Annotated in this window: 16 protein-coding genes, 1 tRNA gene and 2 pseudogenes; 15 read left to right on the top strand and 4 right to left on the bottom strand. The window is 43.3% G+C overall.

Annotation, left to right across the window (positions count from 1 at the left end):
* Nucleotides 1–108 precede the first annotated feature (108 nt).
* From JSQ80_RS07285 to JSQ80_RS07270, 4 genes are all read left to right on the top strand, one after another.
* Nucleotides 109–1,362 carry an L-lactate MFS transporter gene (locus JSQ80_RS07285; protein ID WP_206094882.1) on the top strand — a complete coding sequence of 418 codons (1,254 nt, stop codon included), beginning with the start codon at nucleotides 109–111 and terminating at the stop codon, nucleotides 1,360–1,362.
* A 1,285-nt stretch (nucleotides 1,363–2,647) separates the two neighbouring features.
* Nucleotides 2,648–3,442 carry a MerR family transcriptional regulator gene (locus tag JSQ80_RS07280; RefSeq protein WP_206094881.1) on the top strand — a complete coding sequence of 265 codons (795 nt, stop codon included), beginning with the start codon at nucleotides 2,648–2,650 and terminating at the stop codon, nucleotides 3,440–3,442.
* Between the two features lie 109 nt (nucleotides 3,443–3,551).
* Nucleotides 3,552–4,385, top strand: coding sequence for a CPBP family intramembrane glutamic endopeptidase (locus tag JSQ80_RS07275; RefSeq protein WP_206094880.1), 834 nt, complete (start codon nucleotides 3,552–3,554; stop codon nucleotides 4,383–4,385).
* 159 nt (nucleotides 4,386–4,544) lie between these two features.
* Entirely contained in the window at nucleotides 4,545–5,816 is a 1,272-nt protein-coding gene (locus tag JSQ80_RS07270; protein WP_206094879.1) for an IS110 family RNA-guided transposase, read from the top strand.
* 620 nt (nucleotides 5,817–6,436) lie between these two features.
* On the opposite strand, the gene JSQ80_RS07265 is transcribed toward JSQ80_RS07270, so the two are convergent.
* From JSQ80_RS07265 to JSQ80_RS07255, 3 genes are all read right to left on the bottom strand, one after another.
* Entirely contained in the window at nucleotides 6,437–7,384 is a 948-nt protein-coding gene (locus JSQ80_RS07265) for an MBL fold metallo-hydrolase (protein ID WP_206094878.1), read from the bottom strand.
* Between the two features lie 64 nt (nucleotides 7,385–7,448).
* Nucleotides 7,449–7,799: a DsbA family protein gene (locus tag JSQ80_RS07260; RefSeq protein WP_336245710.1), complete on the bottom strand. Its 351-nt coding sequence runs from the start codon at nucleotides 7,797–7,799 to the stop codon at nucleotides 7,449–7,451.
* Nucleotides 7,800–7,974: 175 nt separating this feature from the next.
* A complete protein-coding gene (locus JSQ80_RS07255) occupies nucleotides 7,975–8,163 on the bottom strand; it encodes an Rrf2 family transcriptional regulator (RefSeq protein WP_418888872.1) in 189 nt (62 codons plus the stop codon).
* 182 nt (nucleotides 8,164–8,345) lie between these two features.
* Here JSQ80_RS07255 and JSQ80_RS07250 point away from each other — a divergent pair, with 182 nt between their 5' ends.
* The 11 genes and pseudogenes from JSQ80_RS07250 to JSQ80_RS07205 all read left to right on the top strand — a co-directional run bounded on the left by JSQ80_RS07250 (nucleotide 8,346) and on the right by JSQ80_RS07205 (nucleotide 21,775).
* Entirely contained in the window at nucleotides 8,346–8,996 is a 651-nt protein-coding gene (locus tag JSQ80_RS07250) for a TetR/AcrR family transcriptional regulator (RefSeq protein WP_206094877.1), read from the top strand.
* Nucleotides 8,989–9,465, top strand: a complete 477-nt coding sequence (locus JSQ80_RS28970) for an MFS transporter (RefSeq protein WP_240463586.1) — start codon at nucleotides 8,989–8,991, stop codon at nucleotides 9,463–9,465. The genes JSQ80_RS07250 and JSQ80_RS28970 overlap by 8 nt, the downstream gene beginning before the upstream one ends.
* Nucleotides 9,462–10,154, top strand: a complete 693-nt coding sequence (locus JSQ80_RS28965) for an MFS transporter (protein WP_240463585.1) — start codon at nucleotides 9,462–9,464, stop codon at nucleotides 10,152–10,154. The genes JSQ80_RS28970 and JSQ80_RS28965 overlap by 4 nt, the downstream gene beginning before the upstream one ends.
* Nucleotides 10,139–11,484: pseudogene (locus JSQ80_RS07240) on the top strand (FtsX-like permease family protein); the annotation flags it as partial. The gene JSQ80_RS28965 and the pseudogene JSQ80_RS07240, both read left to right, overlap by 16 nt.
* 1 nt (nucleotide 11,485) lies before the next feature.
* Nucleotides 11,486–12,165: pseudogene (locus JSQ80_RS07235) on the top strand (ABC transporter ATP-binding protein); the annotation flags it as partial.
* 479 nt (nucleotides 12,166–12,644) lie between these two features.
* Nucleotides 12,645–13,319 carry a response regulator transcription factor gene (locus JSQ80_RS07230; protein WP_206094876.1) on the top strand — a complete coding sequence of 225 codons (675 nt, stop codon included), beginning with the start codon at nucleotides 12,645–12,647 and terminating at the stop codon, nucleotides 13,317–13,319.
* Nucleotides 13,316–14,674, top strand: coding sequence for a sensor histidine kinase (locus tag JSQ80_RS07225; RefSeq protein WP_206094875.1), 1,359 nt, complete (start codon nucleotides 13,316–13,318; stop codon nucleotides 14,672–14,674). The genes JSQ80_RS07230 and JSQ80_RS07225 overlap by 4 nt, the downstream gene beginning before the upstream one ends.
* Nucleotides 14,675–14,981: 307 nt before the next feature.
* On the top strand, nucleotides 14,982–15,923 hold the full coding sequence (locus tag JSQ80_RS07220) for an alpha/beta fold hydrolase (protein WP_206094874.1): 942 nt from the start codon (nucleotides 14,982–14,984) through the stop codon (nucleotides 15,921–15,923).
* A gap of 281 nt (nucleotides 15,924–16,204) precedes the next feature.
* On the top strand, nucleotides 16,205–18,304 hold the full coding sequence (locus JSQ80_RS07215; RefSeq protein WP_206097507.1) for a serine hydrolase domain-containing protein: 2,100 nt from the start codon (nucleotides 16,205–16,207) through the stop codon (nucleotides 18,302–18,304).
* Nucleotides 18,305–18,830: 526 nt separating this feature from the next.
* Nucleotides 18,831–21,317 (top strand): S-layer homology domain-containing protein, encoded by a 2,487-nt coding sequence (locus JSQ80_RS07210; RefSeq protein WP_206094873.1) that lies wholly within the window; start codon nucleotides 18,831–18,833, stop codon nucleotides 21,315–21,317.
* A gap of 382 nt (nucleotides 21,318–21,699) precedes the next feature.
* Nucleotides 21,700–21,775: transfer RNA gene (locus tag JSQ80_RS07205), tRNA-Lys, on the top strand.
* A 222-nt stretch (nucleotides 21,776–21,997) separates the two neighbouring features.
* Here the strand turns inward: JSQ80_RS07205 and JSQ80_RS07200 are convergent.
* Complete coding sequence (locus tag JSQ80_RS07200) at nucleotides 21,998–23,095, bottom strand: cohesin domain-containing protein (RefSeq protein ID WP_206094872.1); 1,098 nt, start codon at nucleotides 23,093–23,095, stop codon at nucleotides 21,998–22,000.
* Nucleotides 23,096–23,222: the final 127 nt, after the last annotated feature.

Genomic DNA, 23,222 nt, shown 5'->3' with positions numbered 1-23,222 from the left:
CGTTTTATCTTGTAAGATAAGGGTGTGAAAGCAAGGCGTAAGTTGCTTTCTTCCCTACAGATAACGCACACATCTTGGTCATAGCAGAATGAAAAGAGGGGATCTATCATGAGAACGCATCAAGCAACCCAATCGCAGATAAATCGATGGATGATCGTCCTTGGAACAATCATTGTACAAATGGGATTAGGAACCATATATACGTGGAGTTTATTTAATCAGCCGTTAGCTGACAAATTTGGATGGGAGCTTAGCTCTGTATCGATTACGTTTTCCATCACCAGTTTTGCACTGGCTTTTGCGACACTGTTCGCCGGTAAAATTCAGGATCGTATCGGAATTCGGCGTTTGACGATGATTGCAGGTGCTGTTCTCGGTGCAGGGCTAATCGCTAGCTCACAGGTTTCATCGTTGTGGATGTTGTACTTACTTGCTGGTGTGGTTGTTGGTTTTGCGGATGGTACAGCATATATTACATCGCTATCGAATTTAATTAAATGGTTTCCTGAACGCAAAGGATTGATATCGGGGATCTCGGTGGGAGCTTTTGGGACAGGCAGCTTGGTTTTTAAATATATCAATGCTAATTTCATCAATACCATGGGGGTCTCCTATGCATTTCTGGTCTGGGGATTGATCGTGATGGTGATGGTGATTGCCGGTTCGTTCTTAATCAAAGAAGCCGTAATTACGGAAACACCTGCGAACGCAAATACCCAATCGCACAGTGGGCGGAACTATACAGTCAAAGAAATGCTGCGTACGAAAGAAGCGTATATGCTCTTCATTATTCTATTCACAGCTTGTATGAGTGGATTGTATCTGATTGGTATCGTCAAAGACATCGGTGTGCAGCTTGCCGCTCTTGATATCAGCACAGCAGCGAATGCTGTAGCTATGGTGGCGATATTCAATACGGCCGGCCGGATCATTCTCGGTGCATTGTCCGATAAAGTAGGACGTATGAAAGTTGTAGCTGGAGCGCTTTTCGCAACGGCATTGTCCGTCATGACGTTAAGCTTCATACCTTTGAACCAGGGCATCTTCTTCACATGTGTCGCGGTGATCGCATTCTGTTTTGGCGGTAATATCACAGTCTTCCCAGCGATTGTGGCTGACTATTTCGGCTTGAAGAACCAAAGCAAGAACTATGGAATCATTTATCAAGGATTCGGTTTAGGTGCCTTGGCTGGTTCGTTCCTTAGTGCTTTGTTCGGTGGTTTCCATATTACCTTTACAGTCATCGCGGTCTTGTGTATGCTCTCTTTCTTGTTCGCGATCTTTATCTCAGTACCTAGCCAACGTAATCAGTCGAACAAGAACCAAGAAGTTGTGCTAACACCGCATTACAATGTGGGATAATCGCAATGGAACCTCCTATCGATAAGAAAGGCCACTGAAAGAGTGTCAGAAAATCAAACAGGTTTCTTTCGCACATATAAGCTGTGCAAAAGAAACCCGTTTTTTTGTTAAATAAGGTGAGGACAGCTATCAAACCCATTCGAATGTTCAAGTACTTAATGTTAAATCCATATTCGATTTGTCGGATGTATGGAGCAGCTTCGAGCGTTTATCAACGAAAACAAGCTGGTCTGCGAAAGTTTAGTTAATTAAATTAGTTTCCAACTTTCTTTACATAGTAATTTCTAGTGGTTCCACACTTTCTTTTTTTCGCGTTTATCAAATGCCGCGGCAAACCCAGTAAAATCAACAAAATTGGTTCCAGAGTTTTTTATCACCTGACATGATTTTGTAACAAGCAAATAAAGTCCTTTACCAGCAAATTAAACTCGTTTTGAGAAAATAAAAATCATATCAGAGTCGAGCAAATCCAGGATGATTTCCTGACATTTGCTCGGCTTTTCTTTTGTTGCAGGTGATAGGAATTAGGGGAGAGGGAAGGAGAAAGCAGGGTTCTTCTCGAATCATATCTCAGAGGCTTTTCTTAGGCGTTTCAAGGCTTCTCATGCTTTGGGCGGGTTTCTTATCCAGGCTTTGCTCTTGCTTTTACTCAGGCGGTTTTTGTGCCCTTACACACAGTCTTTTTCCTGTCCCTGATACGCCTTTAATTTGCCTCAAGTTGTCGGACAATTGAAGGGAAAAGGCGAGAAAATCCAGTCGGGACAAGGGTTTGAGCGAGTTGAGATGGTCGGGGTGTAGCGATACGACTTTATTTTCGGGACATAGATTTGAATGCGTTAAATATTGTATGTAACCGAACAATAAACTGTGTAACTGATTAATAATATATGTAACTAGGTATTATCTTAAATTGTCCTGATGAGAATCATCAGGACAATCTTTTTCTATAGGCCAACCTACTAGTATAAGTATCTTCTGGACTGGGAAAATCATCATTTACCGTTTATAAAAAATTCGTACCAAAACTAACTACACTCTGTTACTGCACTAACGGGGCAGGACAGCTCAATAAGAAAACTATCTCCAATGGTACATTGCGTGTCTACCAATTGAAATGGTTTGAATTTCCGTATCAATAATTGTATATTTCCAATACTCTTTTGGTTGACCAATATATCTTCCTGTTTACTTTTCAAAATTCATAATTACATTTGGTATTATTTTTCGACGTACTGATAATATGAAATAGGATAAAGAATATGTAGCAATAATAAAGGAGAGTATAATGTACACAATTGGACAAGTAGCTAAATTTTTAGGTGTATCTAGAGATACCTTGAAATTTTATGAAGAAAAGGAATTAGTAAAGCCTAAGCAAAATATGGAGAATGGGTATAGAAAATATAATCATTTTGATATATATGATATAACAACAGTAAATTTCTATAGAGAAATTGATATTGAAATTAAAAAAATCCAGGAATTAAGAAAAGGCAAGAGTATAGAGGAAATAAAATCATTATTAGAAGAGAAAGAACAAGATGTTTTAGAAGAAATAGAATATAAAAAGCTTCTTTTAAAAAAGCTTCAGATGGTAAAAGAAGATTGCGGAAAAATTAAACAATTTTTAGGAGAATACACAGTAAAAGAAATGAAGCCTTTAGAAATAAAAGGAGAAATAGAACATTTTACTGCGTATGATGAATATGAAACTCTAAAAGAGAACACAGACAGCTTAAAAAAAGCAGTTACTCTAACATCTTTAAGAAGAGTCATAAGTTTCAATGAAGAAGGTATTATAGAAGATAAGTTTATAATTGTAAGAAAAGTAGAAGACTTTGATAAAGAAATAGAAGGTGAAATTCTATCTCATCCAAAATGTATGTATACCGTTATTGAAGATGGAAGATGGTCAACTGGTGGAAAAAGTATTGATCATAGCGTGGAAGCTAGTTTAAGAAAAGTAGCAATAGAAAAAGGGTATGAACTTTTGGGGCTCGTTTATATCAATATCTTACTTACCACTTATGAAGATGGGCTTGAACGCATATTTTTAGAAATTTATGCACCTATCAAATAAAGCAGACCTGTATTGACCTGTGAGTAACCCCTAGGTTTAAGCTAAAGGTATTCGTGAATATGAACGTTATCATATTTACGAAATACTTAGTTTGAAGTGGGGATTGTGCATGAATAAAGAAAAGAAACTAAAAAAACCAGTAGCAAGTTTTATTGGACTAACCAATATCATTTTTTGGCCACTTTTTTGTCTTGTAGGAGCCGTAAGCATGCTAGGATTTCCTGCATGGATCATTGATGTCATGTTCTGTATATCAGCTTGGTCCTCAACCTTTGCTTTTGCAGCGCTATTTAAAAAAATCTATCCTGGGCAGAGTCTTATACAATTTGTAAAAGATAAATTCAAGAATAAACTTAAATTTTCTGTGATTCTTACTGTGAGTATGATTCAAGCCTTCATATTTGTGATGATTTTGTTTATCGTATCTAATAATAGTGAAGTAGACTCTATTTTTACGATATCATCATGGGGAATGCTGATCTATTTCTTTTTTAAAAACCTTCTTGCAGGGCCACTAGGAGAAGAAATAGGGTGGAGAGGTTTCGCTCAAATTGAGCTCCAAAAGAAGCATTCGCCATTAAAAGCTTCGATAATCATAGGGTTTTGGTGGGGGATGTGGCATCTACCCATATGGTTTACTACAGGGTATGTGGGCATTGATTTAATCAAATATATTCTATTCTTTATGATTTCACTCATATCCACTAAGATCGTCATGACAGCATTTTATAACTTAAATCAGAATTTAATCATTCCAATCATCATCCACCAATTCTTTAATTTTTTTATTGGCTTAATAAACGGAAACTTAATCGATTTAATCATGTATAGCGCAATTTTTTATTCAGTGGTAGCAGTTTTACTCATCGTTATAAATCCAAAGAAAGTATTGTATGGAAAGGAAGATACAAACATTATTAATGGGAAGCAATACATGATTTAGTGATAGTTTGTACAGCTATACACTTCAACTATCGGGAGCGTTAGCATTCCTGTAGATGGATTAATTTCGTCTTTGAAAAAAGAAAAGCGCCTCGGTACGATGGGAGTACGCAACGGGTCATAGCCCTTAAAATCCCATCATCTAGGAGGACGCTCTACTATGAAGTTTAAATCGCAGGACAAACAAAATCAACTCATTGAAAAAATTACTGCTCAGCATCTCGTCGTCGGGATCGACATCGCTCAGCAAATGCATGTCGCACGTGCTGTTAACTTTCGTGGAATTGTTGTCGGTAATCCTTTATCCTTCTCAAATGATGAAGAAGGCTTTCACAGCCTTCTCCAGTGGATCCTTTCGCTGCAAGCCGCGCATGGACTAACGGCAGCCATTGCTGGCATGGAACCTACCGGGCATTACTGGCTCAATCTCTCCAGGTGGCTCTCCGAGCGCCAGTTTGAAGTCGTTCTTGTTAATCCACACCTGGTTAAGAAAAATAAAGAAAACCGCGACAATACACCATCCAAAAGCGACAAGAAAGATGCGCTAGTCATAGCCGACATGGTTAAGAATGGCTACTACTCATTCACTCGTAACACGCCCGAAGCCTTTGAAGAGCTTCGAGTCTTTCTCTCAAATCGGGACTCTGTCGTAACGAGACTCGTTAGTGCCAAAAACCAAATCCATCGTTGGGTAGACATTGTTTTCCCGGAGCTGCGTCAGGTCTTTAAGAGCCTGATGTGCACCGGTTCGTTGGCCACCCTTCGTCTTTTCCCTACGCCTGAAGAAATTCGTAAACTACAGCCTAAAGATATCATTGAAGGGTGGAAATCGCTGATGAAGCGTCATTCTGGTGAGCGAAAAGCTCGTGCTCTCATCGCGCTTGCTAGCTGTTCCGTTGGTTCTAAACAAGCCACGAATGCCTACAAGCTTCACTTAAAGCAATTATTCGATGAGTACGACCTTGCTTGCCTGCAGCTCAAAACGGTTGAAATGGAGATCATCGCCGTGTTGGATCGTATTCCCTTTGCCAAGTCTATGCTTGCTGTCAAAGGGATTAGCGCCATTTCACTGGCCGGTATTCTTGGTGAGGCAGGAGATTTAAGCGGCTTTGTTCACGGCAATGCACTTTTGCGACATGCTGGCCTCAACCTTGCGGAAGCAAGCTCAGGAAAATGGACTGGACAGATGAAAATTAGTAAACGAGGACGATCTCGCCTCCGCCGTTTCATCTTCATGATGACCATGAGTTTAGTGGCGAACAATCCGGAATTCAAAGCCATGCACGCGTACAATGTACAGGTAAAAAAGATGAAGAAAATGAGGTCTCTTATGAAGCTATGTGGTAAATTAGCTCGAATACTCGTTGGAATGGCTCGGAGCCGTGAAGCCTACAAACCTCATAAAACAATACCAATTCAACTAGCAGCTTAAGCAATATCCTACCATTTCGTCGTACGAATTTTGGCTTATTCGCGGGATTTCAAAAAGAAAGCACAGAGTACCGGATGTATTCAACCAAAGGGCACCGACCCGTACCGTTAGCTAGACCGGCCTCCACCCCTTGGACAGGTGTAACGAAGGAATGAGAGGGCATAGACCCGTTGAGACATGGGAGTGATAACCTCCAGGGGCGGCGTGGAGAATGCGTGCAGTATATGGAAGGATATGGGGTTTCGACCTCCCCCTCTATTTCCTCGCGCCTTCATGTTATCCTGGTCTTCTATGGTCTTCCATTTACTATCTTTCTTGATTTCTGGCAAGGGTGAAATCCTGCGAATAAGCGAGCATTCGTGAGAAAATTAAATCGTACCGAGGGAGTTGAATAAGGTTATCGCCTCACGCAGGTTACGACCGAAAAGGGAAAGGCCGTCAGCGACCGCTACAATGGAGATAACCTGATGGTGGAACGCTCCAAAGGCGGTGTGACGACCCGCTATATTATTATGACGACCGAGCGAAAATCGTAGCGGAAGGAAAGGTCGAAGCAGGTGAAAGTGTCACCATTATGGCTTAACCATCTCCGCATCTAACGCGTGGCGTCATGCGTTAGATCATGGCCAGGAACGCTCACCCTTGATCACCTGGGCGCCCATTTCCAGATCACTTGTGTTCTTGAAGTTCGGATAGGCCTTCTTCATCGCTGCAATCAGCTCAGCGGAATTCTTGGACTGCTTAGCCGCAGCTTCAAATTTTGCAATGTAGTCACGGGTAAAGGTGACGCTGGATGTATCTTCGGAGCTCTTGCCAAGGTAATGGCCCGGGATAACCCGTTCCGGCTTCAGGGCAAGAATCCGATCCAGAATCTCCCGCCAGTGGTCACGGCTCTCCGGGGTCTGGTTGTCTGCCATCCAGACATGCAGGTTCTCGTAGAGCGGGACACCGCCCAGGATGGTCTTTTTCGACGGAACCCAAAGGACGGTATGAGACGGATCTGAACCGTCGAGACCGATCACCTGCACGGTTTCGCCATCGACCGTCAGTTTATCCCCGTCAAGGACATCAGGGACGATCAACGCGGTCGGGGCGTTTTCTTTCAGGATCGGACTCCAGAAATCGCTCTTGACCTGGATGGTTGCCTTGATCCCTTCCACAGTGGCCGGGGTGGCAACGATTTTTACATCAGGAAATGCCTCGCGGATCGCCGACAGGCCGAAGTAGAAATCCGGATCCTTGTGGCTGATATACACCGTAGTCAGCTTCTTTCCAGTGTCGCGGATCATCTTGACCAGTTGCTCGGCGTTGCTCTTTTCGAACTGAGCATCGACGAGCAGCACCTCGTTCGGTCCTTCGATCAGGCTCGAGGAGACGGAGAAGAGGCCGTTTTCTCCAGGGTTGAACGGTGTGATCTTCAGCTCTGCCGCCGGCTTCTGAGTTCCTTCGCTAGCGGTATTCGCAGTATCCGCCGTATTCGCCTTGCCGGAGCATGCGCTCAGCAATAACGTGAAACAAAGCAACAAAATAACTCCTATCGATGATTTCTTACTAAACTTACTAAACATCGTCAAATCTCCCTCTTCCTTATATTGATAAAAACAGTAACGTAACGCTGCCAGCACAAGCTGCTCACTCAGATTCGCTCCCGGCATCGTCCAACAGATTCAACGTCTGCGATTCCTTCCAAGCCGTCTGCAAAGCGTTGAGAAACATGTCAGTTGACTGCGCCTCGCCCAAATTCCAAGAGTAGGTAAAGTATGCCCGGAACAGTTCCTGTGCATTCGGGTTCACTTTACCTTGATTGAATGCGTACTTCGCCAACCTATGGGCATCGAATGTGTTCGTCAGAATCAAGGTGGCAAATTGGAATGTAAGCCCGATTTCCTTCGCTTTACCGCTAAGATTTTCGTTTATCGCAATCGCTTGATCCCGGCTCATACCGTACTTGGCGACCAGCATGTCATGGACGTCGTAATCCACGTCTCTCCTTTCAATGTATTTCGAGATTTGGTGTTGTAACCAACTTTATTACAACAATTCCAAAAAAAATGGGTTCACTTTTTCATGTTGATATGTTCTGCAAGTTTGGAAAGTAACTCATGCATCGTTATGTCAGACAGGACCGCTTCCATGGCATTTTGGGCCTGTCTTACGATCAGTTCCAGAACGACGCTCGAACGTCCGTCAATCCTGCTTTCTTTAGCTGCCCGAGTATTTTCCGAATGATAACCGGATTCGTTCCGACGCTACCAGCAATCCATTCCGGCGTGCAATGCGCATCCTTGGCTGGAGCAAGCAATGAAAGAATGTGAACCGCTATGGAAAATCTGCTGCTTATTTTCATTACTGACACCCTCACGATGTAACCATTATAGTTACAACACATAACAAGTGTCAAGAGGGCTTTTGATGGAGTAATTTCAAGATCAGTTTTTGACGAGATTTTGCACACTCTCTTGACAACTCTAAATAGTATGCTATTACGTTACCGACAGTCAGTCGGTCGGTTACGAAGGAGGCATAAAAATGAGAGTTGTAAAAGAAGCGGAGGAACGCAGGAACGAAATACTTGACGCGGCGGATGAGCTTTTCGGTCAGAAGGGCTTTGACGGCACAAGTACAAACGATATTCTTGGAAAGGTCGGAATTGCGCGGGGAACGCTATATTATCACTTCAAGTCGAAGGAGGATATTATGGACGCGCTGATTGAGCGGTATAATGTCCGTATTTTAGGTGCGGCGCAGGAAATTGCCGCAGATAAGAGCATACCCGTAATCGAGCGCGTAATCCGCGCTGTAATGGCAATGAACATAAGCGGCGGAAGCAGCAAGGTAATTATGGACCACATTCACAAGGCGCAGAACGCGCTTATGCATCAAAAAATACAAAAGGCCATAATCAATGGCGTTCCGTCGATACTGACGGGAATCATCCGCGAGGGCATTGAGCAGGGACTATTCAGCACGCCGTTTCCGTATGAATGCATGGAAATGGTTGTGATATATGCCAATACCGTTTTTGATGATGATATGGTTACAATGACGAACGAAGAGTGCGTTTCGCGAATACTGGCCTTTGTTTGCAACGTAGAAAGGCTGCTCGGTGCAGAAAGTGGAAGTCTTATGGACGCTATGCAGATGTTTGGTAGAGGAGATGATGGAAGCAGCTATGAATAAATCGGGAAAATCCTTCAGAAAATTTCTTCTACTGTGGTCGGGACAGCTTATTTCAGCAATAGGAAGCGGGCTTACGTCGTTCGGGCTTGGGATTTATGTTTTCCAGCAGACGCGAAAGGCATCGGCAATGGCACTTGTAACCTTGCTTGCATTTATGCCTTCGCTTCTCTTAAGCGCCTTTGCGGGAGTGCTTGCGGACCGTTATGACCGCAGGCTGTTAATGATCTTGGGCGATGGTCTTTCTGCATTGGGACTTTTATTTATTCTGATTTGTATGTTTCGTTGGAGAAGTACAGCTATGGCAAATTTGTGTGGGCGTTACCATAAGTTCTGTGTTTTCATCGCTGCTTGGTCCCGCATACAAGGCTACGGTTACGGATTTGCTTACCGAGGAGGAGTAACGGTTGCTTCAACTCTTGCTGTACGTAAAGGTCTTGTTTCAAAGAAATGCGGACAGATAAAATCGTGAATCGGGGAATTCAAAGACGGCTGGGTGCCATTTCTGAAAACAGGGGCGTGCTTGTTCTTGTGATCATGTCATCGGTAATGACTTTTTTCCTTGGCTTCATCGAAACACTTTCCACGCCGATGATACTTGCTTTTTCGGACAGTGCCGTAATAGGAACACTTGCAACAATTGTGGCTACTGGAATGCTTGCATCAAGTGTGATTGTAGGGTTTCTTCCAATAAAAAAAGATTATGTAAAAATTCTATCGATTGCGCTGTTTTGCGAAGGAATATTTATGGCGGTATTCGGACTTCGCGAAAATATTATACTTCTCTGTATTTCGGGATTTCTCTTTTTTGCAATGATGCCGTTTGCCAACGTAAGCCTGGATTTTCTTGTTCGCACCAACATTGATGATTCCGTTCAGGGCAGAGCATGGTCACTTATAGGGTTAATTTCACAACTTGGATTTGTTGCCGCTTATGCGCTTGCGGGTGTGCTTGCGGATTATGTGTTCACTCCTTTGTTAGTTGACGGCGGAGTGCTTGCTGAGAGTGTGGGAAAGATCATCGGCACGGGCAGTGGCAGAGGAACGGGATTACTCATTATTATCGCTGGGATTTTGTTATGTGTTACTTCCGTAATTCTGTACAACTTGAAATCGGTTAAAAAGCTTGAAAACAGAGGTGACTTATGTATTCCGGGATAATCCGCAATGGCATTTTAAAGAGCAAAGCAATTACGCTGACAACCATGATATTTGTCTCTGCCGCGGCTATGCTTGTTTTGCGGAGCAGAATAGCAATGTCGATGAATTTCAGGCGCTTGAATTTCTTAACATTGACGGCGCTCGGATTATATTTGAAGATCGTTCGCTTGCGAATAGTGTTCAGAATAAAGGTTTCAGCATACAGAGCGAAAAGTTCGATTATCTTCTTGATCTTGGCGGAAACGTCATAAACGTATCCGACGGCGAGCTTTATGTTCCGATAAGCTATATGAAGGACAACACCACAAAGGTCGGTGACAAGGCTATCATAAGCGGGAAGAAATTTATTGTTGCGGGTTTTCTTCGAGATTCGCAGATGAATTCCATGCTAGCCTCTTCCAAAAGATTTCTGATCAGTAAAAATGATTTCGAGGAGCTAAAAAATCTTGGAAATACAGAATATCTGATTGAGTTCAGATTAAAGGATTTGTCGGCGCTCGGAGCATTCGAAACCGCTTATGCTTCCGCAGGACTTGAAGCGAACGGACCAACGATTACATATCCGCTTTTCAAAACGATTAACGCACTTTCCGACGGGATGATGATTGGGGTTATCCTTCTTGTAAGCGTGCTTGTCGTTGCAATCGCATTTATGTGCATACGCTTTACGCTCCTTGCGAAAATCGAAGACGATTACCGCGAAATCGGCGTAATGAAGACAATAGGACTGCGTATCTCCGACATAAAGAAGATTTATCTTGCGAAGTACGCGGCGATTGCGGCGGCAGGCTGTACTCTCGGTTTTGCACTTTAGTTTGTGTTCAAAGGCATGCTTCTTGAAAATATCCGGCTTTATATGGGGGAAAGCGAAAATTCTTCTTTTGCCTTGTTGTTCGGAATAATCGGCATACTGCTTGTATTCCTTGCAATAATTGCTTATGTAAGCGGAGTGCTGAGACGCTTTCGGAAAATATCTACCGCCGAAGCAATCCGCTTTGGTGCTTCACAGGAAACAACCGCGGGCGCAAAGCGTTTTCGCCTAAGCGGAAACAGGCTATTGAACACGAATATTTTTCTCGGTGTCAAAGATGTTCTCGGAAGGAAAAGACTTTACGCCACAATGCTTGCGGTGCTTGTGATCTCGGCATTTATCATTATTGTTCCGCAGAACCTGTATAACACGATTTCCTCGGAAGACTTCATCAAATATATGGGGATAGGTAACAGCGATATACGTATAGACATTCAGCAGACCGACAATATTTCTGAAAAAGCCGCTGAAATTATAAAAACGATGAGCAGCGACAGTGCCATTTCAAAGTATGCCGTGCGTGTCCGCCTACATAAACGAGGGCGAGTTCGTTGCGGTTATGGGACCTTCGGGCTCGGGAAAATCGACGCTGATGTTTGCACTGAGCGGAACGGATGGCGTTAATAGCGGAAAGGTCGTTTTTGACGGGAGGGATCTATCGGCGGTTGGGGAGAATGAGCTTGCAGATATACGCAGAACAAAAATGGGATTTGTTTTTCAGCAGCCGACTATGCTAAAAAATCTGAATATCCTCGACAACATCATTCTTCCGTCCATGCGCGGCAACAGAAAAAACGCCGCAAAAATTACGGAGAAGGCAAGAGCGCTTATGAAAAGGACAGGCATTGCGGAGCTTGAAAAGCGCGACATTACACAGGTGTCGGGAGGTCAGCTTCCGCGTGCGGGAATTTGCCGTGCGCTTATGAACAGCCCGAGAATTATCTTCGGCGACGAGCCTACGGGCGCGCTCAACTCAAGATCCGCGCAGGAGATTATGGACATCTTTTCCGAAATCAACGCGGACGGTACTGCGGTTATGCTTGTAACTCACGACTCAAGGTTGCGGCGCGTACGGAGCGCATTATGTTCATGCGCGACGGAAAAATCGTAAGCGAACTGAAGCTTCCGAAGTTTGACGGGACGGATATGGATGGCAGGGTCGAGAAAGTTACGGTGAAAATGTGGGAAATAGGAATATGATTCATTGTATCACAGTCACGATTTTACTAATGACACTTTCAGTTATCCAAGGCCAGTGTCTTCCGGGCGGTTGCTATCCTCCGAGACGGCGGAAGATGATAAGTTCCAACAATTCTATGTAGGGTGGATGCGCAATAAAGAAACTATTATGAAGAACTTGAGAAAAACGGATTTATCCTCGATACACCCTGAAATAAGGCCAATGGCATATATAAAACAAAGCATCCATGCGAGTGTACCGCTTTGTTTCGATATGCCGGATTGGCACAGGAGCAAAGTAAAGTCAAATTCGCCCCAAAGTGTACGCAAAACGGGCGGCACCCGCACATTCACCTTGCGAAAGCTTACGAAATCTTGGGATCTATTTTGGTATGCAGTCTTTTTCTGTTCTAGCTATCCCCGTTATTCTGTGTTTCAAATCCATTTATAGTATAATGGTTACTACTGTATGGGATGAAAAACAGGGAAAGAGGGAACGGATGCCTACTATACTGGTTGCTGACGACGATGCGAACATTCGCGAACTCGTCTGTTTGTTTCTACGCAACGACGGATTCGCAACAGCCGAAGCCGCGGACGGCAAGGAAGCGCTGAACGTCTATGCCTCGACGCATGTCGATCTTGTCGTGCTCGATATTATGATGCCGATTATGGATGGTTGGACGTTATGCAAGGAGCTCCGAAGAGCCAATCCTGATCTTCCCTTACTTATGCTGACTGCGAGAGGCGAAACATGGGAGAAAGTGAAAGGTTTCGAACTTGGGACGGACGATTATTTGACGAAACCATTCGATCCGTTGGAGTTGACGGCTCGTGTTAGGGCATTACTGAAACGATACCGGATTGGCTCCAAGCAGACGATCCAATTCGGCAACGTCATCCTTGATCGGCAGACCTATAAGGTGATGAGAGGGACGGAGTCTCTCACGTTGCCGCTCAAGGAGTTCGAGTTGCTGTATAAGCTCGCTGGAACACCTGGACAAGTCTATACGCGCGAGCAGTTAATCGATCAAATTTGGGGGAGCGATTACACTGGAGATGATCGAACGATAGACGTACATATTAAACGCCTGCGCGAACGATTCGCGACTACCTCCGATTTTCGTATCGAAACGGTGCGTGGGCTTGGCTACCGGCTTGAGGTGTACGAATGATCCGATCCTTATATACACGCGTCGTCCTGACCTTTCTCGCCTCTGTCATCGGGGGCACGATCATTGCTTTTTTTGTGGCAATATGGGTATATAAAGATCAATGGAACGAAAACTTGCAAGTCAACTTACTTTATTTTGGCCAGGATATTGCCCGGATTTACGAGACATTCCCATTACGGGAAGCAGACACGTACCTAAGTGGATTGAAGCAGCTCAATTATTATATTCGAATTTATGAGGAGACGGGGCAATTCCAGTCTTACGGCACGCTTAGCGGGCAGCATATTTCCACTGTCACGATGGAACAAGTCAAGGACGTATTGGATGGAAAAATGGTTCAAGTCACAGGCCTTGATTCATCCCTCTTAGGCTTGCCGTTAAAAACAGAAACGGGAACAAAAGCGATGTTTGTGTACCCGATCGCTCCCCCTTCTGCCTCTTTTCTCATCAAGTGGATTATGAACTTTTCAACCTACTCATTGATCGCAGGAAGCCTATTGATTCTGATTGCTGCCATGTTCCTCGTCAGACCGATCAAAAAGCTGACAAAAGCGACTAAGCAGATTGCAGGGGGAGATTTCAACGTCAAGTTGAATATTAAACAAAAGGGTGAGCTAGGTACTTTGGCCCGCAGCTTCGAAGACATGATGCACGATCTGCGGCAACTTGAGCAGATGCGTAGGGATTTCGTATCGAACGTGTCGCATGAGGTTCAGTCGCCACTCACCTCGATATCCGGTTATGCTTTAGCGCTTAAGCAAGTAGACCTCGCAGATAACGAGCGAAGCCGTTATCTCGATATTATCATCGCTGAAGCAGATCGAATGTCCAAGATGAGCGATAACCTGCTCAAGCTGAGTTTGCTTGAATCGCAGTCACAGCAACTGCGGCTGGTCACGTTCAGCCTTGATGAACAGATCAGGCGAGTCATCGTCGCGCTCCAACCGCAATGGTCGGCTCGCAACATCCGTTTTGAGCTCAATATGAAGGCCGTCAGCATAATGGCTGATCATGATCAATTAAACCAGGTATGGACGAACATACTCGGCAATAGCATCAAATTTTCCAAGGATGGCGGCGTTATTGACGTCAGCATCAAACAAGATATCAAAAACGTGACCGTCCGAATATCCGACACGGGCATTGGTATTTCCTTCGAGGACCAGAAGCGTATATTCGAACGGTTCTTTAAGGCTGATCGTTCCCACAGTCGTAAGTATGGCGGCAGCGGTATGGGACTCGCCATCGTTAAACAGATTGTATCGCTACACCAAGGCGACATTCGGGTGGAAAGTGAACCCGGCCGAGGAACGACCGTCATGGTCACCTTGCCAATCACAACGCCAACAGATTAGTTAGATTCATAGGGGATAACTCGGATTGTCTAAATCGCATTCTCCATGCTACGGCTCATGTGCAAGCTTCCTTGCATGTGACGCCGTAGCATTTTTTTTGCTTGTTCATACTCCGTTCATATTGTCGTCATAGAGAGTACATCTTCGTCGTATAAGCTTTCATTAGCTGCCCGTTAAGGCAGCCGGAAAAAACCGATAGGGACAGGAGACGATACGAGTGGAACAAAGAGTGATAATGAAAAGGAGGATACGCACGAGTACAGGTAGAAAACGAGCTTCAATTGTCGTTCTAACCCCTCGCGCATAAATGATGAAAAAAGCGCTTCTCATTATACTTAAATCCATAGGAGTTATAGCTATAGCAATAGTACTTTTTCTAGCCATTGTTTTTATCGTTAATATTGTCTGCAACAAATCGGAGCAAGGAAAAATAGAACCCTATGGTCAGTCTGTAACTGTCGATGGGAAAAAGATGAATGTATTGATTCAAGGAAAAGGCGAAGAAACAGTCGTGCTCTTACCTGGTTATGGAACAGCGGCACCAGCTCTTGATTTTAAGCTGCTAGTAGATGAACTATCTCCATTTTACAAAGTTGTCGTGATAGAGCCTTTCGGTTATGGATTAAGTGATGAAACCGAAAAAGAGCGAAGCACGGAGCATATTGTAAGTGAAATTCATGAAGCTTTACAGCAGCTTAATATTAACCGATTCACTCTAATGGGCCATTCCATTGCAGGCATTTACGGACTGGATTATGTGAACAAATATCCAAACGAAGTGAGTGCATTTGTCGGAATCGATAGTAGTGTTCCAACACAACCCGGTATGGATGTTAAATTCCCATTAAAAACGTTTAAATTTCTCAAACAATCAGGTCTCTTAAGATTGGTCAAGAAAGTAAGTGGTGACCCCTATGCTTCATTAGCATTTGATGATAAAACAAAAGAACAAATGAGCATGATTTCGAATAGAAACGGGAATAATGCCACTACCTTGAATGAAATGAAACATATTTCTTCTAATTTTAAAGGTGCTCAACATTTAACATTCCCAAAAAATCTTCCTCTTATTTTCTTTATACAAGCGAATAATACAAGCGTGAAAGGTTGGATACCCCTGCATGAAGAGCAAGTCAAAGATTCTGTACATGGAAAAGTGATGAAACTTGAAGGAGAACATTATCTACACCATACGAAATCAAAAGAAATAGCTGAAAACTTTAGAAAATTTATGGAAGAAATAAAATAAGCGCACTGAAAAAGGTCTCTCCACTATTTTGTGCATGTGAATAAGTGATATAAAACCGTCCTTTAGGACGGTTTTTTCGCTGTTTGTGAAAGAGAACCCGGCCGAGATTCTTTTGTATGCCGTAGCATTTTTGGGGCTGTTCATACTCCGTTCATATTGTAGTCACAGGGAGTACATCTTCGTTATATAAGCTTTCCTTAGCGGCCCGTTAAGGTAGCCCAATAAACCGATGAAGACAGGAGAAGATGCGAGTGAAACGAAGCGAGGTAATGAAAATGAGGATGGGCACGAGAACAGGTAGAAAACGGACTTCAATAGTCGCTTTTACCCTCGTGCTAACGATGCTTGCTCCAATGTCTGCAATGGCCGCAACGGCCACCAATAACAGCAGTCATCTTACTTTTGATGCAACTAAAAAAATAGCTGCTGAGAAAGCTAAACTGCTAACAGAAACTTACGGCACTACAAGTCTGCAATATGCGCTCATTGATGATGGAGAGATTGTCATTTCAGGGCATGCTGGCAAAAACGACATAAAGGGAAATGTACCTCTTACTTCCGATACGAAGTATGGTATAGGTTCTACGAGCAAAGTGGTGCTCGCGGCGGCTGTTATGAAGCTTGTAGACGAGAGCAAGTTAGATTTAGATTTGCCCGTTGCGAAATATTTACCTGATTTTAAGATGAAAGACAACCGTTACAAACAGATTACACCACGCATGCTGCTGAATCATTCCTCCGGTCTTCATGGATACACGGGCCCAAATTCAACATTGTATGATGATAATGATACTTATGCACATGATACATTGTTGGAGGAATTGGCAACCCAGGACTTAAAAGCAGCTCCAGGCGTGTTCTCGGTATACAATAACGTTGGTTTTTCGTTAGCTGAAATATTGGTAGAGAGAGTTAGCGGCATGGGCTTTACAGCATTTATACACAAGTATTTTACAGTTCCTCTAGAAATGAACAACACAAAAACACCGCAGGATCTTGTGGATTCGGCGACACTGGCGGGGGTCTATCACCCTAATTATCAGGGACAACTTCCACAAGAGAATTATAACATCATTGCAACAGGAGGCATTTACTCCACAGCTGAAGATATGGTTAAATTCTCACAGATTTTCACGGGAGAAGTCGATGGTATTCTTTCTACCAAATCGGTATCAGCCATGGAACAAGCAGAGTATAAAAGAGGCATGTGGCCGGAAGAGGGCGATACGTCTTTATCATACGGCTTAGGATGGGATAGTGTAAACTTGTTTCCATACAATCAATATGGCATTAAGGCAATTACGAAAGGTGGAGATACGACGTCCTATCATTCATCGTTAGTCGTGCTCCCGGAATACAACATGGCTGCGGCTGTTCTCTCTTCAGGTGGCTCAAGCGCAACAGATCAATTGATAGCAAATGAACTGCTGCTTAGCGCGCTGCAAGAGAAAGATGTTATTAAAGAACGGAAGCCAGCGAAGTCGCATGGCGTACCTATAAAGGCGGATATGCCTCAGGAATTATCCCAGCATGCAGGTATTTATGGTGGAGGTTCAGGTGCATTAATGAAGGTAGAAATGAATCCTGTGGGCGAATTGTCTTTATCCACGATCACGACTCCAAACAATCCTTCCCAAAAGTATACGTATACGGCAGATGGTTCTTTTGTAAACGAGGAGGGCACGCAAAAGTACAAATTCGTCGTTGAGAAAAATGGACGCACTTACTTGTGGTCCCGCTCATATATATCCATACCGGGGCTTGGACAGTTAGCTTTCTCAGAGTATAAGGCAGAGAAGCTTGAAGCCAATGAATTATCCCACGATATCACTGCCGCATGGAAAGAGCGTGAAAATAAAAAATATTACGTATTAAGTGAGAAATACTCATCGATGATCTATTTCAACGGTGGGCCAGTTCTACAATTTAATATGATTAAGGATGTTCCTGGTTATTTGTTAAATAATAAGATCATTGATGCAAACAAAGCAGCCAACACACTGCAAATCCCTACTATGGCTGGTCGAGATACAATGGAAATCAACTTCTTTAAGGAGAATGGAGTAGAGTATTTTACGGCAGCAGGTAACTTATACGCTAGTGAGGAACTTGTAAAACCACTCTATTCGGGTAAGCAATCCTCGACAACGATCCAAGCGGACGGTCTTGCCAAATGGTATTCAGTTCCAGCTGCCGCCAAAGGAAAGGTCATGACGGTTAAGATGCCTTCGAATGGTTCCTTTGCAGTCTATGATCAAGCAGGTATTTGCATCAACCACACCGTGATCAGCGGTAAGAATCAGGCCTTATTACCGGATAACGGTAGAATCGTATTTGCAGGAGAAGTTGGCTCCAAATTTGAGATTTCATTAAAAAAATAAATACAGGCTTGTCTAAAAGGCTGTCTCTAAGGTCATTACTGACCTTATGGGGCAGCACTTTTTTTGTGCGGCCATAGAGAGTAACATCAAGATGATTAATCAAAGATTGAACTAACAATGAAAGCAACCTTACCCACGACGAAATGGTTCGCGGTTGGCAGACGAACTTATGGATCTGAAAGTTTTTTAGGCTCGTCAACGAAATCGCATCCTCATGCAACCTTTAACAGGTTGCTTTTTTAGTTATTCAGCACATATTTGCTTAAAGTCCGTCTGCTTGTTGATAAACCTACTTGTATGGATTCCATTACTCTCCTGAGATTTTCTTCCTAATAAAAAGGTTATGGGAAGCCGATAAATTGAAAGTAATAAAATATAGGTCCTAAGGAGTGGTTGTCATGACAGATTGGCGCATACTCAATCACTACTTATTACCCAAATACGATTCCAAGCGTGAATCCAGAAGGGGCTGGTTAACTCCTGTTTTGAGCACCATAGAAAAATATAGTTAAAGTGGAGGTTTCAAATGATCGCTAGAAAAATTGCCCGTAAAGTTTTGACCATCGTTCTAATGATAAGTTTAATGTTTGCCTCAATCGGAGTTGCGTTCGGTCAAACGATTTATTCGGATATTGAAGGACATTGGGCGGAAAACCAATTAAGAAACTGGATTGCTCAAGGTCTGATCAAGGGATACCCCGACGGTTCTCTCAAACCGAATAACACCATTACGCGTGGAGAATTCATGGCTCTAGTTAATCGTTTGTTTCAATTCAATCAAACTACTAACATAAGCTTCACTGATATGAAAGAATCAAATTGGGAATACACAGAAGTTCAGAAAGCAGTAAAGGAAGGCTACATACAAGGCTATGCAGATAAGTCTATACGCAGTTCCAAATTCCTAAGCCGCCAAGAAGCGGCAGTTATTGTAGGAAATCTGTTGAATATGTCTAACGAGGAACAGACAGCAAATGTATTTAAAGATGCTTCAACAATAGCGTCATGGAGCAAAGGTGTAGTAGGTGCTACAGCATCCAAAAACATTATTATAGGGTATTCAGACCATACTTTTAAACCGAAAGCATACATTACTCGGGCAGAGGCCGTTGTGATGCTGGATAGAGCGAAAAGCTCAACTCCAGAGACACCTACAAACAATAACGGCAAGACTCCTACGACTCCTACACCAGAAACAAAACCGGAAGCTAATTCTAAAACTGAACTAGAAACTAAATCTGAATCTAAAACTAAAACTGAAATCATATATATATATGAATCTAAGTCCGAATCTGAATCTGAATCAAAGCCAGAATCAAAACCAAAACCAGAACCAGAACCAGAACCAGCGTTACCTACTGTTACCGGTGTGACATATACGACTACCATAGAAAATTCATCGACTACGGGTGCCGCTCAAGTTGCAACACTAACGATAATGAATGATGCAACAGTAGCGGGAACACTTCGTGCAACGTTCACGGATGGAACGACACCTGTGTCTGTAAATGTAACACTGACTGGTGCAGAGACTGCGGCTAATGTAGCAGCAGAAATTGCTACGGCATTTGGATCGACTATAAAGGGGTGGAGTGTAACTGCAAGCGGTACAAATGTACTCTTTACAGCTGACGCTCCTGCAGCGAATAATGCGAATGTGAAAGCTACAGTAGAGGATATCGCAACAGGAGTGGGTACGTTAAATAGTACGATTACTACCTCAGGCGTTGAGGCAATTGCAGGCACTGCGCAAGTCGCAACATTATCGATAACGAACGGTGCAAAAGTGAAAGATTCGTTCTATGCGGAGTTCACGGATGGCACAACGCCTGTTCGTGTAAAAATCGACTTAGCAGGAACAGAAACGGCTGAGGAGGTAGCTGAGAAAATCGCTGCCGCATTCGACAGCTCTATTCCGGGCTGGAATGTGACGACGAGCGGTTCAGATGTCCAGTTCACAGCCCAAACACCAGCGACGAATAATGAAAATGTTTCAGTAATTGTCTTTGAGGCGTCGGGAGTAGGCGCACCAAGAAGCACAATAACTACTCCTGGTAACTTAGGCTCAAACACATCACAGGTTGTAACATTGACGCTTCCCGGTTCTATATCAGGCGGAGGACCTGTTGGCGTTAAATTCATGGATGGTGTAGCATCTGTAACTGTAAATGTAATGACGCTGGACACAGAAACAGGGGCTCAGCTAGCGGATAAAATTGCTGCCGCATTCGGCAGCTCTATTCCGGGTTGGAACGTATCTACAAACAGTTCGAGAGTAATATTTACAGCCAATGCTCCCGCTGCTAATAATACAAAGGCTGTAGCAAGACTATCGGGAGATTACACAGGAATAGGAATGCCAGATAGTACGATTACTACCTTAGGTGATGCTACAGCTAATACGGGGATTGAGCAAGTTGTAACCTTAGCGGTGCTCAACGGAGCAACAGCTCCAGGATCGCTCTATGTGAATTACACCGACGGTACAACTCCCGTCTCTGTAAATGTATCTATAGTAGGAACAGAAACGGCTGAGGAGGTAGCCAACGCTATCGCTATGGCGTTTGGCACATCGATTAGCGGATGGGATGTAACAGCAAGCGGTGCGAATGTGAAGTTCACAGCTCAAGCACCAGCAGCGAATAATGATAATGTTGCCGTAACGGTAGAAGAAATGTTAACAGGAGTAGGAACGCCGAGTAGCACGATTACCACAGCAGGGGCTGCAACGACTGTAGGTGGCACGAAAGTTGCAGCATTAACGATCACTAATGGTGCCAAAGCAGCAGGAAACCTTCATGTAACGTTTACGGATGGGTCGGCACCTATCTCTGTAAATGTGACACTCACGGGTACAGAGTCGGCAGCTGATGTAGCAACGAAAATTGCACAAGCATTTGGAAATATAATTACAGGATGGAACGTAGCGACAAGTGATGCGAAGGTACTCTTTACAGCCAACACTCCAGCCGCTGCTCATACGAATGTCAAAATAATGATTCAAGAAGAATAAAGGAATCGAAGTTATGGTTATTTGTTCTGTTAATTTCATGCATTAGTACTTTAATCCTCATAGTGGGAGATTTCGTCAATGATAGTGATGAGGTCTCCCGCTACATAAAAAGCATCCAGCTATTGCGATTCATGACATCAGACATACGCATGGAAGGCAGCTAAAACATGGAGCACATCCCTAAAATAATGCCCCATCTGAGGTTCCAAAATAGGAAAACTCACCAAAAATTAGTCAGGATAAATAAGTTTACAAATCTGCTCAAAAGGTCTAGAATAAAGAAGTAGCCAGTTATGGAGATTATCACTTAGTGGTGCCACTCACCATAATAGCTTCGTTCAATCGGGATGTAGCGATCCCCCTTGAACCCAGTATCGAATATGGGTTCTTAGCTCAGTTGGTAGAGCAGTTGACTCTTAATCATCAGGTCGAGGGTTCGAGCCCCTCAGAACCCACCAGTTATGTAATCAAAACGGCAGAGATGCCGTTTTTTTGCTATATTCTTTTCAGTTCCCCGCTAATCAACGATATTAATCCTGCCTAACCAGACTAGCTCTAGGCCCGCTCTTGCCGACAAGGGACTATCGCTTGCAGATCGATCTTAAGCTCCTGTCAGCACATAAAGGACCTCATAAACATAGAAAATGCTCCTCTGGTATAGAAGAGCATTTTCATAACCTTTAATTATTGAAATCATATTTTGGATTTGCCAAAATTTCTTGAACGAGTTGATTTAAATCGACATCACCGACTGTTCCTGTTTGTCCTAACAGATTTTGTAAATCGGCAGAAAGATTGGATTTGTCAGCTTCATAATGAAATGCGAGCTCGCCCAAGTGTTTAAGACTAAAATCAGACTTCGAGCCAGCGATAACTTCAATTGTTTTTTCACCAACGTTTTCAGGCGCCAGTGTTATTTCGATTGTGCCATTGTCGGCTATTTTCGCTTTAGTAGCGTCTATTTTCCCTTTTCCTAAGCCAATGGCTTTAAACTTCAAGTTAACGAGTATCCCTGTTCCGTTGATCCCGTTTTCCCGTCCTTTGCTTGCTGTAATTAATCGCAAGGGATCGGCATTGCTTTGATGGACGAGCATCATGTTGTCCGTTGTTTCTACACCAACGAGTTGAAAGCGGGTTTTATCGTAGTCGAGCGTGAAATCTTCGGCATAAATATTTTGCGCGTGGTTTAGAGCAACTTGCACAAAAAACGTCTCATTGAGATAAACAAGATCGGTAACTGATGTAACGTCCAGTTCCGGTGCAGCAGGTTCTGCAGGAATGTCCGGGTTATAAGGCATCAATTCTGCTGCATTCGGAAGGTCAATCCCTTGCAGGATGATATACTCTCCGGTTTTGTTGTTGATGAATTGTACGGAATGTTCCTTGTCGGACAATCCGTCAACTTCGTATTTTAATCGAGCTGTATAATCTGAAGTGCCTTTCAAGGAAAGTGTTCCTGCCTCTTTACCGTCTATGAGAACGGCAATGTTATCCGAAGCAGATGAATAATTGATTGAGATGATACGGAATGAAGTGCCTTTAAAGTTAAATTGAAAGGCGGCATCTTTAGCGGTTGTCTCATATTCGATGCCTCCATATTCATGCCATCCATTGCCCGAGTAAGTGATTTGAGGAGATTTATAAGAATACCTCTTCCAACCTTCCTCGGGCTTCGTTAAAGTTTCTCCCACCTTTGCCGCTCCAAAGACCGATGCTACTGGAATCATCAAAAATAACATCAACCCGGCCAAAAACGCAGAAACCATTTTTTTCCTCACAAGCAAAACCCCCTATTTTTGGATGAAAATTCGAATTGCATTTTCATTTTATCGGATATATACCTGATGAACAAAACAATAATTCCTTTTTATACATATTTTTATAGCTTTACGTTAGGAGTTGTTA

The organism is Paenibacillus apiarius, assembly GCF_017052585.1.
Lineage (GTDB): Bacteria > Bacillota > Bacilli > Paenibacillales > Paenibacillaceae > Paenibacillus_B > Paenibacillus_B apiarius.
The sequence above is the reverse complement of the archived record's forward strand: the minus strand, read 5'-3'. Positions and strand labels throughout refer to the sequence as shown.

What these genes read in the sequence shown, in the direction of transcription:
- JSQ80_RS07280 (WP_206094881.1), top strand. Translation starts at nt 2,648, where the DNA reads ATGTACACAATTGGACAAGTAGCTAAATTTTTAGGTGTATCTAGAGAT.
- JSQ80_RS07270 (WP_206094879.1), top strand. Translation starts at nt 4,545, where the DNA reads ATGAAGTTTAAATCGCAGGACAAACAAAATCAACTCATTGAAAAAATT.
- JSQ80_RS07265 (WP_206094878.1), bottom strand. Translation starts at nt 7,384, where the DNA reads ATGTTTAGTAAGTTTAGTAAGAAATCATCGATAGGAGTTATTTTGTTG.
- JSQ80_RS07215 (WP_206097507.1), top strand. Translation starts at nt 16,205, where the DNA reads ATGGGCACGAGAACAGGTAGAAAACGGACTTCAATAGTCGCTTTTACC.
- JSQ80_RS07230 (WP_206094876.1), top strand. Translation starts at nt 12,645, where the DNA reads ATGCCTACTATACTGGTTGCTGACGACGATGCGAACATTCGCGAACTC.
- JSQ80_RS07225 (WP_206094875.1), top strand. Translation starts at nt 13,316, where the DNA reads ATGATCCGATCCTTATATACACGCGTCGTCCTGACCTTTCTCGCCTCT.
- JSQ80_RS07255 (WP_418888872.1), bottom strand. Translation starts at nt 8,163, where the DNA reads ATGAAAATAAGCAGCAGATTTTCCATAGCGGTTCACATTCTTTCATTG.
- JSQ80_RS07250 (WP_206094877.1), top strand. Translation starts at nt 8,346, where the DNA reads ATGAGAGTTGTAAAAGAAGCGGAGGAACGCAGGAACGAAATACTTGAC.
- JSQ80_RS28970 (WP_240463586.1), top strand. Translation starts at nt 8,989, where the DNA reads ATGAATAAATCGGGAAAATCCTTCAGAAAATTTCTTCTACTGTGGTCG.
- JSQ80_RS07220 (WP_206094874.1), top strand. Translation starts at nt 14,982, where the DNA reads ATGATGAAAAAAGCGCTTCTCATTATACTTAAATCCATAGGAGTTATA.
- JSQ80_RS07210 (WP_206094873.1), top strand. Translation starts at nt 18,831, where the DNA reads ATGATCGCTAGAAAAATTGCCCGTAAAGTTTTGACCATCGTTCTAATG.
- JSQ80_RS07285 (WP_206094882.1), top strand. Translation starts at nt 109, where the DNA reads ATGAGAACGCATCAAGCAACCCAATCGCAGATAAATCGATGGATGATC.
- JSQ80_RS07275 (WP_206094880.1), top strand. Translation starts at nt 3,552, where the DNA reads ATGAATAAAGAAAAGAAACTAAAAAAACCAGTAGCAAGTTTTATTGGA.